The following is a 15958-nucleotide window of genomic DNA, read 5'->3' as shown; positions in this document are numbered from 1 at the left end:
CATAATAATTTTACCTATGCGTTACATAATTATTATCATATACCACATTCCGGAATTGATATTCTAAAAGAAACAAAATCAAACATCTGAATTTCAACAAATTAAATATTTACAAAATAAAATTATTCCTTACTCCTCTGTAGTGAGGTCAATAATCTCTACATTTGTGAAAAGCAAAACACAATTCATTTTAATATGGATCAAAAACTGAAGAATGACCATGGATTCATACATATTCCATGCAATGAACTGGATATTTTTATACTTTCTGACGGATATTTTGGTATTGGATACCATCAGCCTATCTTAGCACCCGGCATCCCTCAACATCTTGTAAAAACCGAACTCCGGAATCTTTATTTATCGGAATCTTATTATGAGGCTCCTATTAATGTAATGCTCATCAAAAAAGATGACCGGACTATCTTGATAGATACAGGAGAAGGATTTTATGATGATGAAAATGCAGGAAAGCTATTATACAGCCTTAATGCTGCAGGATTCACACCGGAATCTGTCACTGATATTCTGATTACGCATGCCCACAGAGACCATATCGGAGGAATACTTTCTAAAAATGGTGATTTTATATTTCCGAATGCCCGTTATTATATTTCCAGTCAGGAATTTGATTTCTGGACAAGTGATGAGCCAGATTTTCAGAAAAGCAAAAACCCGGAAGGCGGAACGCCAAGCATTCCTTTGGTTAGAAAAATCCTTTCGGCGATAGACAGCCGACTTACGAAATTTGAAATGGGAGATCAGTTGTTCTCCTGTATTCAGACAGAAGCAGCTCCGGGACATACCCCCGGTCATATTATATATACAGTGAGTAATGGTGGGCTGTCAATTACCAACGTGGTAGATCTCTTTCACTCTCCCCTTCTTATTGCAAAACCTGACTGGGGTACACAATGGGATATTGACTTTGAAACAGGAGTTGAAACCCGAAAAAAAGTACTGGAAGTCTGTTATGAAAACAGAACACTTATCTGTTCCGCCCATCTTCCATGGCCCGGAATAGGATACATAAATAAGGTAAATAACCGGTTTCAATGGGTTCCAAAAGTATATAACAACCCTTTTTCCATCAATTTAGAAAAAAATTCGGAACCGGGTACAATATAAAATTTTCTCAAAACAAAAAGTCCGGACCGGTTATCCATTCCAGAATTCACGGTCCAGGCTTCTGTATTGTATGGCTTCGGAAATATGATGAGACAAAATATTCTCGGATTCTTCAAGGTCGGCAATTGTTCTGGCGACTTTCAGAATTCTGTCATATGCTCTTGCCGAAAGATTTAGTTTTTCCATTGCTAATTTGATAAGGCCGAATGAGGTTTCATCCAGCTCACAGAATGCTTCAATTTCCTTTGGTCCTATCTGGGCATTACTGCTGATACTAAGATTCTGATACCGCTTATTCTGAATCTCCCGGGCTTTCAGTACGCGTTCTCTGATGTCTTTGCTTTTCTCCCCTTTCCTTTTTTCGGAAAGCTGTTCAAATTCTACTTTCTGAACTTCAATATGAATATCAATTCTATCCAGAAGCGGTCCGGAAAGCTTATTCATGTAGCGCTGCATTTCATAAACCGATGAGGTATTATTTGGATCATCGGGAAAGAAACCACTTGGGCTGGGATTCATAGACGCTACCAGCATAAAACTTGCAGGATAGTTTACGGTAAAACGTGCCCTTGAAATGGTTACCTCACGGTCTTCCAGAGGCTGTCTCATTACTTCCAGCACTGTTCTTTTAAATTCGGGCATTTCGTCCAGAAATAAGACTCCATTATGGGCAAGGGAAATCTCCCCGGGCTGCGGATAACTTCCGCCTCCCACGAGAGCAACATCAGAAATGGTATGATGGGGTGATCTGAAAGGACGTACAGTCATCAGTGAAGCTTCTGTTCCTATTTTCCCGGCAACGGAATGAATTTTTGTTGTTTCCAGAGCCTCTTTCAGTGTCAAAGGAGGTAAAATACTGGGAACTCTTTTGGCGAGCATTGTTTTTCCACTTCCGGGTGGACCTATCAGGATAATGTTGTGCCCGCCTGCTGCAGCGACCTCCATGGCTCTTTTGGCTGTTTCCTGTCCTTTAACTTCAGAGAAATCGAAAGGAAAATTGTTTACCTTCTCGTGAAATTCTTTTCTGGTATCCAAAGTCATTTTTTCAAGAGGTTTTCCTTCATTAAAAAAATCAATAACCTCTCTGATATTTTCTACCCCATATACTTCGAGATCATTAACAATAGCAGCTTCTCTTGCATTTTGTTTGGGAAGAATAATCCCCTTAAATCCTTCTTCCCTGGCCTGAATTGCAATAGGAAGTACACCTTTGATCGGCTGCAGGCTTCCGTCCAGAGAAAGCTCTCCCATAATGATATAGTCATTAACTTCTTCTGCCAGTATCTGATCTGAAGCGGTTAAAATCCCAATAGCAATACTAAGATCATAAGCAGAGCCTTCTTTTCTGAGATCTGCAGGAGCCATATTAATCGTGATTTTCTTTCCGGGAATCTTATATCCTACGTTTTTCAGTGCGGCCGATATTCTGTAGCTGCTTTCTTTGATGGCGTTATCGGGAAGCCCTACCAGATGGTATCCCACTCCGCCGGTATCTACATTTACTTCAATGGTAATGGTCTGTGCAGCCACTCCGTGAATGGCACTTCCGTAAATTTTGATCAGCATGGTGTGTTTTTGAGGTAAAAATAATCAATATAGTATTTTAAAATTCTGGGATTTACGTTAATAGCATTCTAATCAGGCGGATATATTTAAAAAGAAATTCAGAAATTTCGGAATAAAAAAACCGGTACAAATTTCTTTGTACCGACCCAACCATTATTAAAAACTAACGAATAGATTATTTCATCTGAGTTACAGAAAAATTAAATGTAAGTCAGGAAGCCGGATGCCGGAAAGAGAGAACTCCTTTTGGGGTAATTATGACGTCATTAGATTAACAAGGATGAAAATTTTATCTATTGAGCGTAAAGTATTAAAATAAATTACTCTAGTTCTTCTTCAATACAAGGAAACTCTCTCCTCTGACATCCATTCTTCCTGCCACAATCAATATTTTAGCATCATCAGATTACGTAATCCTATTTTTTTATAAATCTATTTTTGTATTCAATTCCCGCTGCACTTTTAGAAACAATAATATAATTTCCCGGTACCAGCTGGCTTACATCAATGGGCTGATTGTAGCTGTGATCTGTTTTTTTCAGAACCAGCTTTCCGGACATATCTATAATGGTAACTTCTTTATAAATCTTGTCTGATTCTTTTCCTATATAAAGATGCTGTGCTGTAGGATTAGGATAGATTTTCAGATTATTATCTTTAATTTTTGTCTCTCCCGTTCCCAGATTGCTGCAGAATTCCCAGTTCCCGAAATTTACCTCAACAAAGGCAAATGGATCCAACATCTGGCATTGGTCCGGACAGTATTCAGTACAGGCATAGAATCCATATTTTCCGGAAGTTGTCGCTACATAAGTATCTCCTACTACACCTGGAATGATACAAGGATCTCCTGCCACCGGAGGATTACTGCTTGGGACACATTTGAACCAAGTATGTTTGCCATAAACTACAGGGAATATATCGTCAAACTGTACAGAAGCTCCATTGCAGACATTTACTGTTCCCATATTTTCTTCATAGGTTCCCGGAGTATAAGTAGTCATCATAGCCGGAAGCCCGTAAACAAAGCCATCTGCAAATACTGTCGGGCTTTCTGCTGTACAGTCTCCATCGGTAACAACCACTTTAAAATAATTCAGCTGCTCGTTGCCGTTGATGGTCAGCTGCTGTGAAGTAGCTCCCGGAATAGCAACCCATGGATTGTTATTAGGGGTCTGCCAGGTCCACTCCTGCTTATACCACTGGTAAGTTGTATAAGTCTGTGTGGTAGAAAGTACTTCATCTTCTGTATCACAGAACAGAACGGTTCCGGGATATTTCTGGCCAAGTCTGGGACTGGTAACTGTAGGGGTACACTGTGCTTTTAGATTCAAAATGCTGAATAATAAAAACACTAAAAGGATTAGTTTTGTTTTCATATATAAATAATTAAGCTTGGTTTTTGTATTAAATCTCCGGCATTAATCCAACAGCACTCGTACACCGAACTTCATATTAAAATGAAGTGGTTTTTCTTTATAAATTGTATTGGGAGCATCTTCTTTTTTAAAATGATATCCTATTCCCGGTTCTGCATAAATTCCGACTTTATCAATAATCTTCAGCTGAAGACCTGCCGCTGCGTTGACAGAGAATTGTAAAGGTTTGGGCTCCAGCTTTTCATTTGAGGATTCCTTTATTTCATCATTCACTACATAGGTTGTTGTGATACTTCCTGCCACAGGCTTTTCCACAAGTGCTCCTCCTGTAACATATCCTGTAAATTTGCCCTTCTGAATGACATTGTAATTCACCTGCACGGGAATTCCTATATAATGAACGGTCTGATCTCCCTTAATAAAATTGTTATCACTCCCAGAATGCAGCTCAGAAGACAGTTTGGTATAATTTACTCCCGTTCCTATTCCCCATCTTTTCCCCAGATTATAGTAAACAGAAAGCCCGAAAGTAACAGGAACCTTATGCCTGATTCTCGCTTCTACCGGCTGGCTTTGATTCGCCAGCAATATGGCTGTCAGAGGATCATCATGAAACTCTGAAGTAGTCCATACCTGCTCAACATTCATGGCTTTCCCGGTAATTGAAGCATACCCGGGAAACTGCTGTTCTGCGGAGTTGGAAGCCATATTTCCTGTCAGCATTCCCAGCATCCAGGATTTTTTATTTCCGGATTTCCTGGCAGAATGTTTTGTATTTTCTGCGTATACCTCCTTCAATTTTTCCTGTTTAAAAAGAACCTCATCTGGTTCTGTTTCTTCCACTGTTTCTTTCACAGTACCATCAACAGGCGAAATTTTCTGAGCAATTTTACTTTCCTGCTGAAAAGCCTCCGAAGCAGTAGGAATCTTTATAATATCCTGGGTTTTTCCAGCGTAATTTTCTGTTCCGTTATCAGAATTTCTTTGAGTTAAGATTTTCTTTGGAGTTTCTGTATTGAATGTATTTTCAGCTAAGAAGGCATTTGTTCCTGATTTTACCTCACTGCTTACAATGTGTTCAGTTTTTCCGGAATTTAAAGCGCTCTTTTCCTTTTCTTTTTTCACATCTGGCGGTTTCTGAGACAGAAGTTTTTCCTTATCATTATAAGGCCGTATTTTTGTCAGTAAAAACAGCAATGCAATGGCAGCAGCAATACCTCCGATACGATAGAATAAGGATTTTTTTCCCACACCTTCAATTCTTTCTTTCTTTTCCGCACCACCTTCATGAATTTCAGGAATAAACCCGGGAATGCTGTTGTTTTCTTCTCCCGAGAATAATTCATCTCTGATGTCATCCCACAACCCTTCCGGAACGTCCTCTTCATGGTCATCCATTCTGCTTCGCAGGTTATTTAGCCATTCATTATTCATATTGTGCTTTTTTTGACATTTTAAATTCTTTTATTTTCTGAACAAGCAATCCTTTGGCGCGGTGAAACTGAGATGCAGAAGAGTTTTCTGCAATTCCCAGCAGCCCGGCAATTTCTTTATGGCTTTTTTTCTCAAATACAAACAGGTTAAAAACAGTTCTGTATCCTTCAGGAAGAGATCTGATCATCTTCATTATATCATCTCGCGGAATTTCTTCAAAATCAGGTTCTTCTTCATTGGGAATATCCGGAAGATCATCTACTTCAACCGCTGATCTGAAATCTCCTTTCTGTTTTATATGTTTCAAAGATTCATTAACTGTGATACGCGTCATCCAGGCTTTTAAAGAACCGCTACCTCTATACTCAAAGGATTCTATCGAACGGAACATTTTGATAAAACTGTTTTGAAGCACATCATGAACATCTTCCTTTTCTGTCACATAGCGGGAACATACATAGCTCAGATTTCCGGAATAAGCTCCAAAAAGCTCTTTCCAGGCTGCTTCCTCCTTCTTCAGAAGGTGCTTTACCAAAATCTGTTCTTTACTTTCTTCCATATATGCTTCTGCTGCCGTACCCGTCAGGATATTATAAACTGTCAAGCAAAAATAGATTGCATCTTATTAAAGCGCAATCCATTTATGATATTATCTATTCATTAATTTTTTATACAGAACGGGAAATTATAATCGATCACTTCATAAGGAGTAACCACTGTCCCATCTACTGTAATTTTTTCTGCTGTAAGAGCATATCTAAGTGTTCTATCCATACCTACATAATATCCTTTCTGCTTAGAAACGAATTCTACAACGGTCTTTTTATTAACGCCATCTACCGGAATCTGAAGTTCCATTGTCTTAGGAGTCAAAGTCAATTCTATCACATTATTTGCTGTATTGATCACTGCTGCATATTTAAGATCATACTTAACTTTTCCAAGAGCTTTTATAGCTGTTTCTGCTTTTGCAGGGTCTTTCACTACTGTTTTCACAATTTCGGTAACCGGAAATTCTGCAAATGAGATGGTATCTTTTTTTACTTTGAATTCTTTTATTCCTTCTCTTTTACTATTTCCCTGGATGATAATCAGCTTACCTTTATAGTTTCCTGGTAATTCTTCCATTTTTACAGGAGGAATATCCTGTCCATCACTATCATTACATGAGTATAAGGCCAATCCTGCCAAAACCATTAAAACTGTCATAAAAAACCGGGGTACTGTCAATTTTTTCATTGCATTACATTTTCGTTAAACATTAATTATTTTCGAGTACTCATCTATATAAATCCTGTTTTATGAAAATCTTGCATATTTTTTTAGAAAAAAGAACAAAAAATTTATAACTAATTGATTTTGTGAGGGTAAAATTTAATCACTTCATTGCAAATTCCTTACCTGTTGTTAAAATTGAGTGGTATTGATGCGTCCAAAACAGCAAAAAGGAAACTACATCATATAGTTTCCTTTATTATTTTTAAGGTACGCTCTACTGTACTCCGCCGCCAAGTGCTCTGTAAAGATCAACCTCAGCATTTAATTTTTCCAGTGTAACATTAATAGCTTCCAGATCATTCTGCAGTTTGTTGTTCTGGGCTGTGATCACTTCCAGATAGGTTGCCATACCGCTTTTATACAGCTTCAGTGCATCATTGATTCCTTTATCCAGAATGGCTGTTCGCTGTTCTAAAAGCTGCAATCTTTCTGAAGAACCTTTAGACTTTGCCATTGCATCGGAAACCTCTCCCACAGCAGTCATCACTGATTGTTTAAAATTGATGGATGCTTTTTCCTGTTCAATTAAAGCTGTTTCATAAGCTGTTTTCAGTTCTTTTTTCTGAAAAACCGGGGCAGCAAGATTAGCAGCAATCGCTTTGGTAATAGATCCCGGAATATCAAACCATGAGCTGAATTTATTGGAATTTACTCCGATCTGTGGACTAAGGCTGATACTCGGGTACATTGCGGCTTTTGCCAATCCTGTTTTGGAATTTAAGCTGATTACGTTAAACTCTGCCATTTTCAGATCCGGTCTTCGGCTGAGCAGTTGTGCCGGTAATCCTTCAGACAATCTGTTTTCAGGAATCATTGCTTTCAGGTTTCCTTCTCTTTCTACTTTTGCCGGATAGTCTCCACAAAGAATACTCAATGCATTTTCCTGAATGGAAATATTCTGTTTTGCCAAGGGGATCAGCAGTTCAGCGGTTTTCTTCTGTGCTTCCGATTGCTGAACCGCCAATGAGTTGATCTGACCTGCTTTAAACTGAAGATTCATCATTTTAAGAGTATTGTCACTCAGTTCAATATTCTGTTCAGCTATTTTCAACTGTTCGTCCAGACTGATCAGATTATAATAAGCCTGTGCTACCTGAACAACGATTCTGCTTTTTATCGCATTTAAGTTCTCTTTCTGTCCAAAATATTCTGCTGCTGCGGATTCTTTTTGCATTTTAGCTTTTCCCCAGATATCTACCTCCCAGGAAAGCCTCAGTGCAGCAGTGAAATCATCCAGGTATTTTGTCCCAACAAACTGTTCATTCAGGGAACCGTTAAGCGTATTTTTTGACGCCCAGCTCCTGTTGGCTCCAGCACTGAAATCCAGTGTTGGCATGAGGCTCAGCTTGGCCTGTTTATAAGCAAGATCCAGCTGTTCTATGTTTTTCAGAGCAACGTTTACTTCATTGTTTCTGGAAAGGGCTTTATCTATTAAACCGATCAGTTTAGGATCTTTGAAAAAAGTTTTCCAGGGTAATACCACAGTATCGCCTGTTACCTGTAGAGATTCTTTGTAGGTTTCAGGCATCTGAAGGTCTGTTCTTGTATATTTCTTCCCTACGGCACAAGACATCAGCAGTGATGCCATTGCACCTGAAATAAGGAAATTCTTTATATTAAATAGTCTCATTTGTCAATTGGTTTTCTGTTGTATGATACTTCTTTTGGGTAGAGAATTTCTCATCCAGATACTGAAAGAACATGTAAAGGACAGGAATTACAAAAACACCTAAAACCACTCCGCTCAACATTCCCATGGCAGCACTTGTACTGATAGATTTGTTCCCGGAAGCCATTCCTCCAGAAGAAAGCATTAGCGGAACCATTCCTACAATAAAGGCTAACGACGTCATAATAATCGGGCGTAATCTCGCCTTTGCTCCTTCCAGTGCAGAATCCAGAATAGAAAGACCTGCTTTTCTTCTTTGGATGGCAAATTCTACAATAAGGATGGCGTTTTTGGCCAAGAGACCGATAAGCATGATCAATCCTACCTGTACATAGATATTATTATCCAGCCCGATGGCTTTTATTCCCAGGAGTGCCCCTACAACTCCTGTTGGGATGGAAAGCATAACTGCCAGAGGAAGTATATAACTTTCATATTGAGCTGCCAACAAAAGATATACGAAAAGTAAACATAAACCGAAGATGGCAATGGTTTGATTTCCTGCCGACTTTTCTTCCAGACTCAATCCTGTCCATTCGTAGCTGTAATCAGACGGTAATTTACTTAGGGTCTGTTCCAGCTTACCCATCAATTCTCCGTTACTTACTCCTGGCTTTGGAGAAACATTGATGTTTAATGAGTTATAAAGGTTATAACGCTGAACGGATTCCGGACCGTAGACTTTTTTCAAAGTGATTAGTGTATTTACCGGAACCATATCTCCTTTTTCATTCTTCACGAAAATATCATTGAAGGCCTGCTCATCCATTCTGAAAACACCGTCTGCTTTAATATTCACTCTATAGAACTTTCCAAATCTTGAGAAATTCTGGGACTGGTCTCCGGAGAAATACGTCTGAACGGTTCCCAAAAGATTTGAAATGCTTACTCCCAGCTGCTTTGCTTTATCTTCATTCACTTCAAGCTCCATCTGAGGATAATCTGCCCTGAACATCGTGTAGGCAAATGCCACTTCCGGAACCTGCATCAGCTGGCCGATCAGTTCGTCTGCTTTAGCTTTAAGTACCTGAGGATCTCTTCCCATGCGGTCCTGAAGAACGATTTCGGCATCATTTGTCATTCCGTATCCTTCTACCGGAGGCATTCTGAAAGTCATTACACTTCCTTCTTTAATCACTCCCAATTTTGCAGCAGCCCTATCTACCACCTCCTGAATATCCTGAACTTCACCTCTTTCTTTTTTAGGTTTCAGCTTAACAAATCCCATAGCATAAGCCGGTCCTGCACTGTTACTAAGCAGGTTGTAGCCTGTAATGGAAGTATTTTCCTTAACAGCATCTACTCCTTTTAATATTTCATTGATTTTATTGGAGACTTCTGTCGTCTTTGTCAATGCAGTTCCCGGAGGCATACTTAAGGTGTACATGAAGAACCCGTCATCTTCCATCGGCACAAAGCTTTTAGGTGTGCTTGACATCAGCCATCCTGCAACTCCGATAACGGCTACGATTAATCCTCCTGCAATCCATTTTCTCCCTATTAAAAATCTTACTCCTTTTGCATAACGATTGGTCATATTGTTAAAACCAGCGTTGAATGCCACGGCAAATCTTTGCCCGAATCCTTGTGGTTTCTCTCCTTCTCCTGCATGGTTGTTTTTTAAAAATACAGCACATAAAGCAGGGGTTAAAGTCAAGGCATTAACCGCTGAAATGATAATGGCAATGGCCAGTGTATACGCAAACTGCTTATAGAACAGCCCTGCTGAACCGGACATAAATCCGATCGGGATAAATACCGCCGACATTACCAACGTAATAGAAATAACCGCTCCTGTGATCTCACTCATCGCTTTATGAGTGGCTTCTCTTCCTGAAAGGTCTGTCCCTTCCATATTACTGTGAACGGCTTCTACTACAACAATAGCATCATCCACTACAATACCAATGGCCAGTACAAGGGCAAAAAGCGTCAGTACATTGATGGTAAATCCTAAAACCAGAAGGAAAAAGAAAGTACCAATAATTGCTACCGGAACTGCCACTGCAGGAATAATCGTAGATCTGAAATCCTGCAAGAAAATAAATACTACAATAAATACAAGGATAAATGCTTCTATCAATGTAGACTTAACCTGTCCTGTAGCCTCATCCAGTCTTTCTTTGGTGCTCATTACCTTTGTATATTTAATACCAGGAGGAAATGATTTTGATAACCGATCCAGGGCTTGGTTTACCCCTATTTCAATCTGATTCGCGTTGGACCCTGTAGTCTGCATAATCGCTACAGTAACCGCATTTTTCCCATTGGACAGGTTATCTCCGGTATTTGAAATCGCTCCGAATTCTACACGGGCAACATCTTTTAACCTTATAACCTGACTTCCCGTGTTTTTAACAATAATGTTTTCATATTGTTCCGGCCTGTTCTTTTTTCCTTTATATCGGATTACATATTCTAAGGCAGCGTCTGATTCCTCCCCAAGTTTTCCCGGAGCGGATTCCAAGCTGTGATCTGCAATCGCTGTGGAGACATCTGCTGGTTCAAGTCCATAAGAAGACATTTTCTGAGGGTTAAGCCATATTCTCATAGAATAATCTTTAATCCCAAAAACCATGGCCTGCCCAACCCCTTTTACTCTTTTAACCTGTGGAATAAGGTTAATATTTGCATAGTTCTGAAGAAAGGTTTCATCATATTGCTTATTGTCCTCAGTATAGATATTGAAGATCAACACCATACTGTTCTGCTGTTTGGAGGTAGTCAATCCCATTCTCACAACCTCTTGTGGAAGAATTGGTGTAGCCTGCTGCACTCTGTTTTGAACATTTACGGCGGCCTGATCGGCATTCACTCCCTGCTTGAATATAATGGAAATAGAAAACGTACCGTCATTGCTGGCCGTAGACTTCATATATTCCATATCTTCCACCCCATTGATCTGCTCTTCCAGCGGCGTTACTACAGAACGGATCACCGTCTCACTGTTCCCTCCCGGGTAAGACCCTGAAACGGTAATCGTAGGCGGAGAAATATCCGGAAATCTGGTCACCGCCAGCTGGTTTAATCCTATGATCCCTAATATGACAATGATAAGGGATATTACCGTCGCCAGTACCGGACGGTCTATTATTTTTTTTAACATTTTTGAATTTTCTGATAGTGGTTATACAACTATTTCAAAGGAACGGTATGTGCGACAACCTGTGCTCCGTCTGTAAGGGCATCAATTCGGTTGATGGCAATTTTATCTCCCGCATGTACTCCTTCTTTGATAAAGTAATCCTGAGACGTACTTCCTGAAACGGTAATCTGGGTCATTTTTACTTTGTCTTTACCATTCAGCTTGTAAACAAAAAATCTGTCCTGAATATCTTTTACCGATGTTTTCGGAAGTTTGATTACTCCATTCAGAGCATTGTGAATCATCACTCTGGCTGTTCCTCCGGCTCTTAATAATTTATCGGGATTCTGAAAAACAGCTTTCATCTGGATACTTCCGGTATTTCTGTCGAAGTTTCCGCTGGCATTTTCAAGCTTCCCTTTAAGGGCATAGGTGGAGCCATCTGCAAGAATTAGCTCTACATTTTCTGTAGTATTTCCTGATGCTGAAGCTCTGCTATGCGCAATGAAATCCGCTTCATTCATTGAGAAATACACATTCACAGTGTTTATATTGGAAAGTGTCGTCAACGGTGAGGCATCAGACGGACTGATGAGACTTCCTACCCTGTTCGGAATTCTTCCTATGTATCCGCTAACGGGTGCTTTGATATAGGTAAAATTAGCATTGATTTTTGAAGATCCCAATGATGACTGTGCCTGTGCTACCTGAGCTGATGCAGCTTTATAACTTGCCTGCGCTGTTTTCAGTTGCATATCGGAAACCACTTTTCCTTCTACAAGGGGTTTCAGTTTTTCCACTTCAAGCCTTGCTGTTTCCTGGGCTGCCAAAGCTGATTTCAAAGCAGCTTCATTGGTATTTACCTGTTCGTTATAGACTGATGGGTTTATTCTGAAAAGGGTCTGTCCTTTACTTACGTACTGTCCTTCTTTTACATATACTGCCTCCAGATATCCTGTTACCTGTGCTTTGATGTCTACATTATCCTGCCCTTCTATGCTTCCCGGATAACCGGTTGACACATCCGCATCTCCCGATTTCACCTCTATAAAATCTGTAGGCAATGCCTGCTGCATCTGCCCGGCATTTTCCTGGCCGTTCCCGGAGCCGCACGAATAAAGCACCGCAGCAGCAAGTGAAAGTACCAGATATCCTTTTCTGTAATTCATAACATTGGTTTTAAATTTTACAGCAGCAAAATAACTTCATATAATAAGGGTATTCGCACAGAAATTGAGTGAAGCGTCGTTAATTGAAGGTGAAGCGTATGAAAGGAAAAATGAAAGGAAAGCAGCTGTTTGCCTCTATAAACAGCACAAAAAGGATTTTATCCGGAAGAAATAAGAGAAACTGTTAGATCAATGACGGCTAATAAGTAAGGTAAAAAAGACTGCTTTTTCAGAGAAGCAGTCTTATCTATTTTCAGGAATAAATATTAATAATCCATCCAGGATTTGAAAATGGAAGCTTTCTCGCGGCTTACAATCACTTCCATCTCCGGGTGTTTTCTTAATTCCAGCTTTAGTTTTCCGTTAAAATGGTTGAAAATCTGCTTTACAGAATCAATATGAATGATAAATTGTCTGTTGGCCCGGAAAAAGAATTTCGGATCCAGCTGTTTTTCAAGTTCTTCCAGAGTTTGGGGAACGTTCTCAACAACTCCGGTATTCAGCATCGCTTTACTGATTCCCAATTCGGTATAAAAGTACAGGATATCCTCTGCCAGAACTGTTTTATATCCATCTCTGTGAGCGATAAGAAAACGTTTTCTGTAATCTTTTGGCTGGATATAATTCAATAATCCTTCAATAGCGGTTCCTACCACCGGAACAGCTTCCATAAAGGTTTCATAGCGTTTCAGGGCGGCATCCAGTTCTTCTTCTTCTATAGGTTTCAGAAGATAATCCACACTGTTGTATTTGAATGCCTGTACTGCATATTCATCATAAGCTGTGGTGAATATGACAGCACTTTTAACTTCATGCTTGTTAAATATTTCAAAGCTGAGCCCATCTGCAAGGCGTACATCCATCATGATGACATCAGGAACAACATTATTTTCCAGCCAGTGCACCGTTGAAGTGATGGAATCTTCTACAGACAGGATTTCGATATGTGGTCTTAATTTCAGCAACAGTCTTTTGAGTCTATCTGCATTGGGTCTTTCGTCTTCAACTATTAAAATCTTATTAATTTTCATATCAATGGAAGTTTTACAATAAATTTATCTTCAGTTTTTTCAATCACAGGTTTAGGATATCCTAAAATTTCGTATCGTGCAATGATATTGGTAAGCCCCACTCCCGAGGAATCCGGCTTGTTGATTAAAGGCAGGAATGTATTGGAAACCACCAGCTCTCCCACGGAATTGGTATAGACATGAATCTCCAGAGGTTTTACCTTTGAAGTCTGATTGTGTTTAATCGCATTTTCAACCAATAATTGCAGGGACAGTGGCAGAGTATGCATAGATCTGTATTCTTCTTTAATATCTATTTTAAACACAACCCCTTCCCCAATTCTTTTTTCAATCAGAAAAATGTAAGATTCTAAAAATTTCAGTTCCTCTTCTACCGCAATGATATCTTTTTTGGAATTGACTAACAGGTACCGGTAAACTCTTGCAAATTTCTCCGAATATTCATAGCCTAGCTGCTGATCTTCCAGAATGAGTTCTGACAATACACTCAGATTATTAAAAATAAAATGAGGATCTATCTGAAGCTTCAGTGCCTGAAGTTCTGCTGCCATGGCAGCTTGTTTATGTTTTGATGCCCGGAGTTTATGCTGGGCAGCTTCTACCGCTGTTTTCTTCCAGTTTTCAAGCAGGTAATCCACCGTATTAAACGCACTGATAATCAAAGAAATTACAATATTGGTTGCAATCCATTGCCCAAGTAATGTATATTCTTTCCGTGAATCCATTTCAGGTAATGTTACTGAGGTGCAGTCTACAATGGCATTAATAATAATCACAATCATGACACTTCCCACAATCTGCAGCAAACACTGAATGAGCAGCCGCTTTACAGTTCTGTTTCGCCAGGGAAGCAGTTTATTAAGAGTTCTGTCAATAAATATACTGACCTCTGAAATGATAACAGAAAATAAGATAATCCATGAGGCATCTTCCAGGATCATTTGCAGCGGCGTGTTCAGGTATCCTTTCCAGACCGGATCAAACGGATCTATCAGATAGGAGAAAACACAGAAAGTAACCACTGCTACGGCCCAGATCACGAGCCTTCTTTTCATAGTGGAAAGAATCTTTTTATTTCGGACTATATTTTTCCTGATGGCGGAAATCCTATTCATGGGTGAACTTTGTGATTGTAAATATAGAAATAGATTTTATATGGGTCCTGTCCGAAATAGACGAGACCGCCAAAACGGGAGCTGAAACGTAAAATAGCAGCGTTCAAATGAATCTGACGGTTCATCACCTGAAAAAGACATTTCATCATCATTTTATGCAACATCGCATTATTTTTATCATTAGCTCATGATGGTCTGTCCTAGTTTTGCAGTACTAAATCCGGTACAATGAAAACAATAATTGTCTGCACAGATTTTTCTCATGAAGCTGAAAATGCCACTCATTATGCAGCATCTATGGCTAAGGAAAATATTTATAAGATTATACTGTTTAATCTTCAAACTGTTTCCATTCATGCTTTAAACGCACAGGCTTCGGCTGATTTTTTCTATGCACAAACACTTAAAAATCAAAAAAAACTGGAGGATAAAGCAACTGAACTTACAAGATTGTATGGTATTGAAGCAGAGCATCATCTGGCTTCCGGCAATTTCATTGAAGAACTTGAAAACTGTATACAGGCACACAGCTGCGAATTCCTGGTCATGGGAATGGCAGAGAAAACTTTGGAACAAAAGCTTTTGGGTAATACTGTAACAAGGGCAATTCACAGAATAAAAAAGCCAATATTAATTGTCCCTTCTCATATAGAATATACAGGAATCAGGAAAATACTTTTTGCTTATGACACGCACAAAAACATGACCTGGTCTGCCCTTAACGATATTTATTATTTCATTAACGAATTTAATGCTGAGGTTGAAATCTTTAATGTAAGTGAAAGGCTGGAGGATTTTGCTGAAGTTATTCAGGATATTGATTTGAATTCTGGTTACGACATGGATGACATTAAATACAGTTTTAAAATGATTCAGTCCATCGAAGTAATTAAGGCTATAGAGGAGGAAATAAAACTTACCAACCCCGATCTTCTGACCATGGTTCCTTATAAATATAACCTTGTAGAATCACTTTTCCACCGAAGCAAAACAGCCATAATGGCTTATAAGAATAAAATACCATTACTGTCAATTCCCCTAACATAGATTAAGATCAATAAAAATCTGTTCACATTTGAATTATCCTTTTTGCCTTTAAAGGCT

Annotated in this window: 12 protein-coding genes; 2 read left to right on the top strand and 10 right to left on the bottom strand. The window is 39.2% G+C overall.

Features of this window, described 5'->3' with window-relative positions; translation table 11 throughout:
* Positions 1–195 precede the first annotated feature (195 nt).
* Positions 196–1128: an MBL fold metallo-hydrolase gene (locus EL165_RS16590; RefSeq protein ID WP_002982279.1), complete on the top strand. Its 933-nt coding sequence runs from the start codon at positions 196–198 to the stop codon at positions 1126–1128.
* A 30-nt stretch (positions 1129–1158) separates the two neighbouring features.
* Here EL165_RS16590 and EL165_RS16585 read toward each other — a convergent pair whose 3' ends face one another.
* From EL165_RS16585 to EL165_RS16540, 10 genes are all read right to left on the bottom strand, one after another.
* Positions 1159–2694, bottom strand: coding sequence for a YifB family Mg chelatase-like AAA ATPase (locus EL165_RS16585; RefSeq protein ID WP_002982276.1), 1536 nt, complete (start codon positions 2692–2694; stop codon positions 1159–1161).
* A 416-nt stretch (positions 2695–3110) separates the two neighbouring features.
* A complete protein-coding gene (locus EL165_RS16580) occupies positions 3111–4073 on the bottom strand; it encodes a T9SS type A sorting domain-containing protein (protein ID WP_002982272.1) in 963 nt (320 codons plus the stop codon).
* A 42-nt stretch (positions 4074–4115) separates the two neighbouring features.
* Positions 4116–5507 carry a porin family protein gene (locus EL165_RS16575; RefSeq protein WP_002982270.1) on the bottom strand — a complete coding sequence of 464 codons (1392 nt, stop codon included), beginning with the start codon at positions 5505–5507 and terminating at the stop codon, positions 4116–4118.
* The gene (locus EL165_RS16570; RefSeq protein ID WP_002982267.1) at positions 5500–6111 is read right to left on the bottom strand and encodes an RNA polymerase sigma factor; all 612 of its coding nucleotides are present in this window, start codon (positions 6109–6111) and stop codon (positions 5500–5502) included. Before EL165_RS16570 ends, EL165_RS16575 begins: the two co-directional genes overlap by 8 nt.
* A 56-nt stretch (positions 6112–6167) precedes the next feature.
* Positions 6168–6746, bottom strand: coding sequence for a DUF4840 domain-containing protein (locus EL165_RS16565; protein WP_002982265.1), 579 nt, complete (start codon positions 6744–6746; stop codon positions 6168–6170).
* A gap of 253 nt (positions 6747–6999) precedes the next feature.
* The gene (locus EL165_RS16560; RefSeq protein ID WP_002982263.1) at positions 7000–8415 is read right to left on the bottom strand and encodes an efflux transporter outer membrane subunit; all 1416 of its coding nucleotides are present in this window, start codon (positions 8413–8415) and stop codon (positions 7000–7002) included.
* Positions 8402–11560: an efflux RND transporter permease subunit gene (locus EL165_RS16555; protein ID WP_002982261.1), complete on the bottom strand. Its 3159-nt coding sequence runs from the start codon at positions 11558–11560 to the stop codon at positions 8402–8404. Before EL165_RS16555 ends, EL165_RS16560 begins: the two co-directional genes overlap by 14 nt.
* Positions 11561–11589: 29 nt before the next feature.
* Complete coding sequence (locus EL165_RS16550) at positions 11590–12708, bottom strand: efflux RND transporter periplasmic adaptor subunit (protein WP_002982259.1); 1119 nt, start codon at positions 12706–12708, stop codon at positions 11590–11592.
* A gap of 266 nt (positions 12709–12974) precedes the next feature.
* Positions 12975–13739, bottom strand: a complete 765-nt coding sequence (locus EL165_RS16545) for a LytR/AlgR family response regulator transcription factor (RefSeq protein ID WP_002982257.1) — start codon at positions 13737–13739, stop codon at positions 12975–12977.
* Positions 13736–14854, bottom strand: coding sequence for a sensor histidine kinase (locus EL165_RS16540; RefSeq protein WP_002982255.1), 1119 nt, complete (start codon positions 14852–14854; stop codon positions 13736–13738). Before EL165_RS16540 ends, EL165_RS16545 begins: the two co-directional genes overlap by 4 nt.
* 228 nt (positions 14855–15082) lie before the next feature.
* Between EL165_RS16540 and EL165_RS16535 the strand changes: the two genes are divergently transcribed.
* Positions 15083–15901, top strand: a complete 819-nt coding sequence (locus EL165_RS16535) for a universal stress protein (protein ID WP_002982250.1) — start codon at positions 15083–15085, stop codon at positions 15899–15901.
* Positions 15902–15958 lie beyond the last annotated feature (57 nt).

Source organism: Chryseobacterium gleum (assembly GCF_900636535.1).
GTDB lineage: Bacteria > Bacteroidota > Bacteroidia > Flavobacteriales > Weeksellaceae > Chryseobacterium > Chryseobacterium gleum.
The sequence above is the reverse complement of the archived record's forward strand: the minus strand, read 5'-3'. Positions and strand labels throughout refer to the sequence as shown.

Bases quoted from the DNA above. Each gene is read 5' to 3' on its own strand.
- EL165_RS16535 (WP_002982250.1), top strand. From the start codon at position 15,083: ATGAAAACAATAATTGTCTGCACAGATTTTTCTCATGAAGCTGAAAAT.
- EL165_RS16585 (WP_002982276.1), bottom strand. From the start codon at position 2,694: ATGCTGATCAAAATTTACGGAAGTGCCATTCACGGAGTGGCTGCACAG.
- EL165_RS16560 (WP_002982263.1), bottom strand. From the start codon at position 8,415: ATGAGACTATTTAATATAAAGAATTTCCTTATTTCAGGTGCAATGGCA.
- EL165_RS16580 (WP_002982272.1), bottom strand. From the start codon at position 4,073: ATGAAAACAAAACTAATCCTTTTAGTGTTTTTATTATTCAGCATTTTG.
- EL165_RS16555 (WP_002982261.1), bottom strand. From the start codon at position 11,560: ATGTTAAAAAAAATAATAGACCGTCCGGTACTGGCGACGGTAATATCC.
- EL165_RS16550 (WP_002982259.1), bottom strand. From the start codon at position 12,708: ATGAATTACAGAAAAGGATATCTGGTACTTTCACTTGCTGCTGCGGTG.
- EL165_RS16540 (WP_002982255.1), bottom strand. From the start codon at position 14,854: ATGAATAGGATTTCCGCCATCAGGAAAAATATAGTCCGAAATAAAAAG.
- EL165_RS16590 (WP_002982279.1), top strand. From the start codon at position 196: ATGGATCAAAAACTGAAGAATGACCATGGATTCATACATATTCCATGC.
- EL165_RS16565 (WP_002982265.1), bottom strand. From the start codon at position 6,746: ATGAAAAAATTGACAGTACCCCGGTTTTTTATGACAGTTTTAATGGTT.
- EL165_RS16545 (WP_002982257.1), bottom strand. From the start codon at position 13,739: ATGAAAATTAATAAGATTTTAATAGTTGAAGACGAAAGACCCAATGCA.
- EL165_RS16575 (WP_002982270.1), bottom strand. From the start codon at position 5,507: ATGAATAATGAATGGCTAAATAACCTGCGAAGCAGAATGGATGACCAT.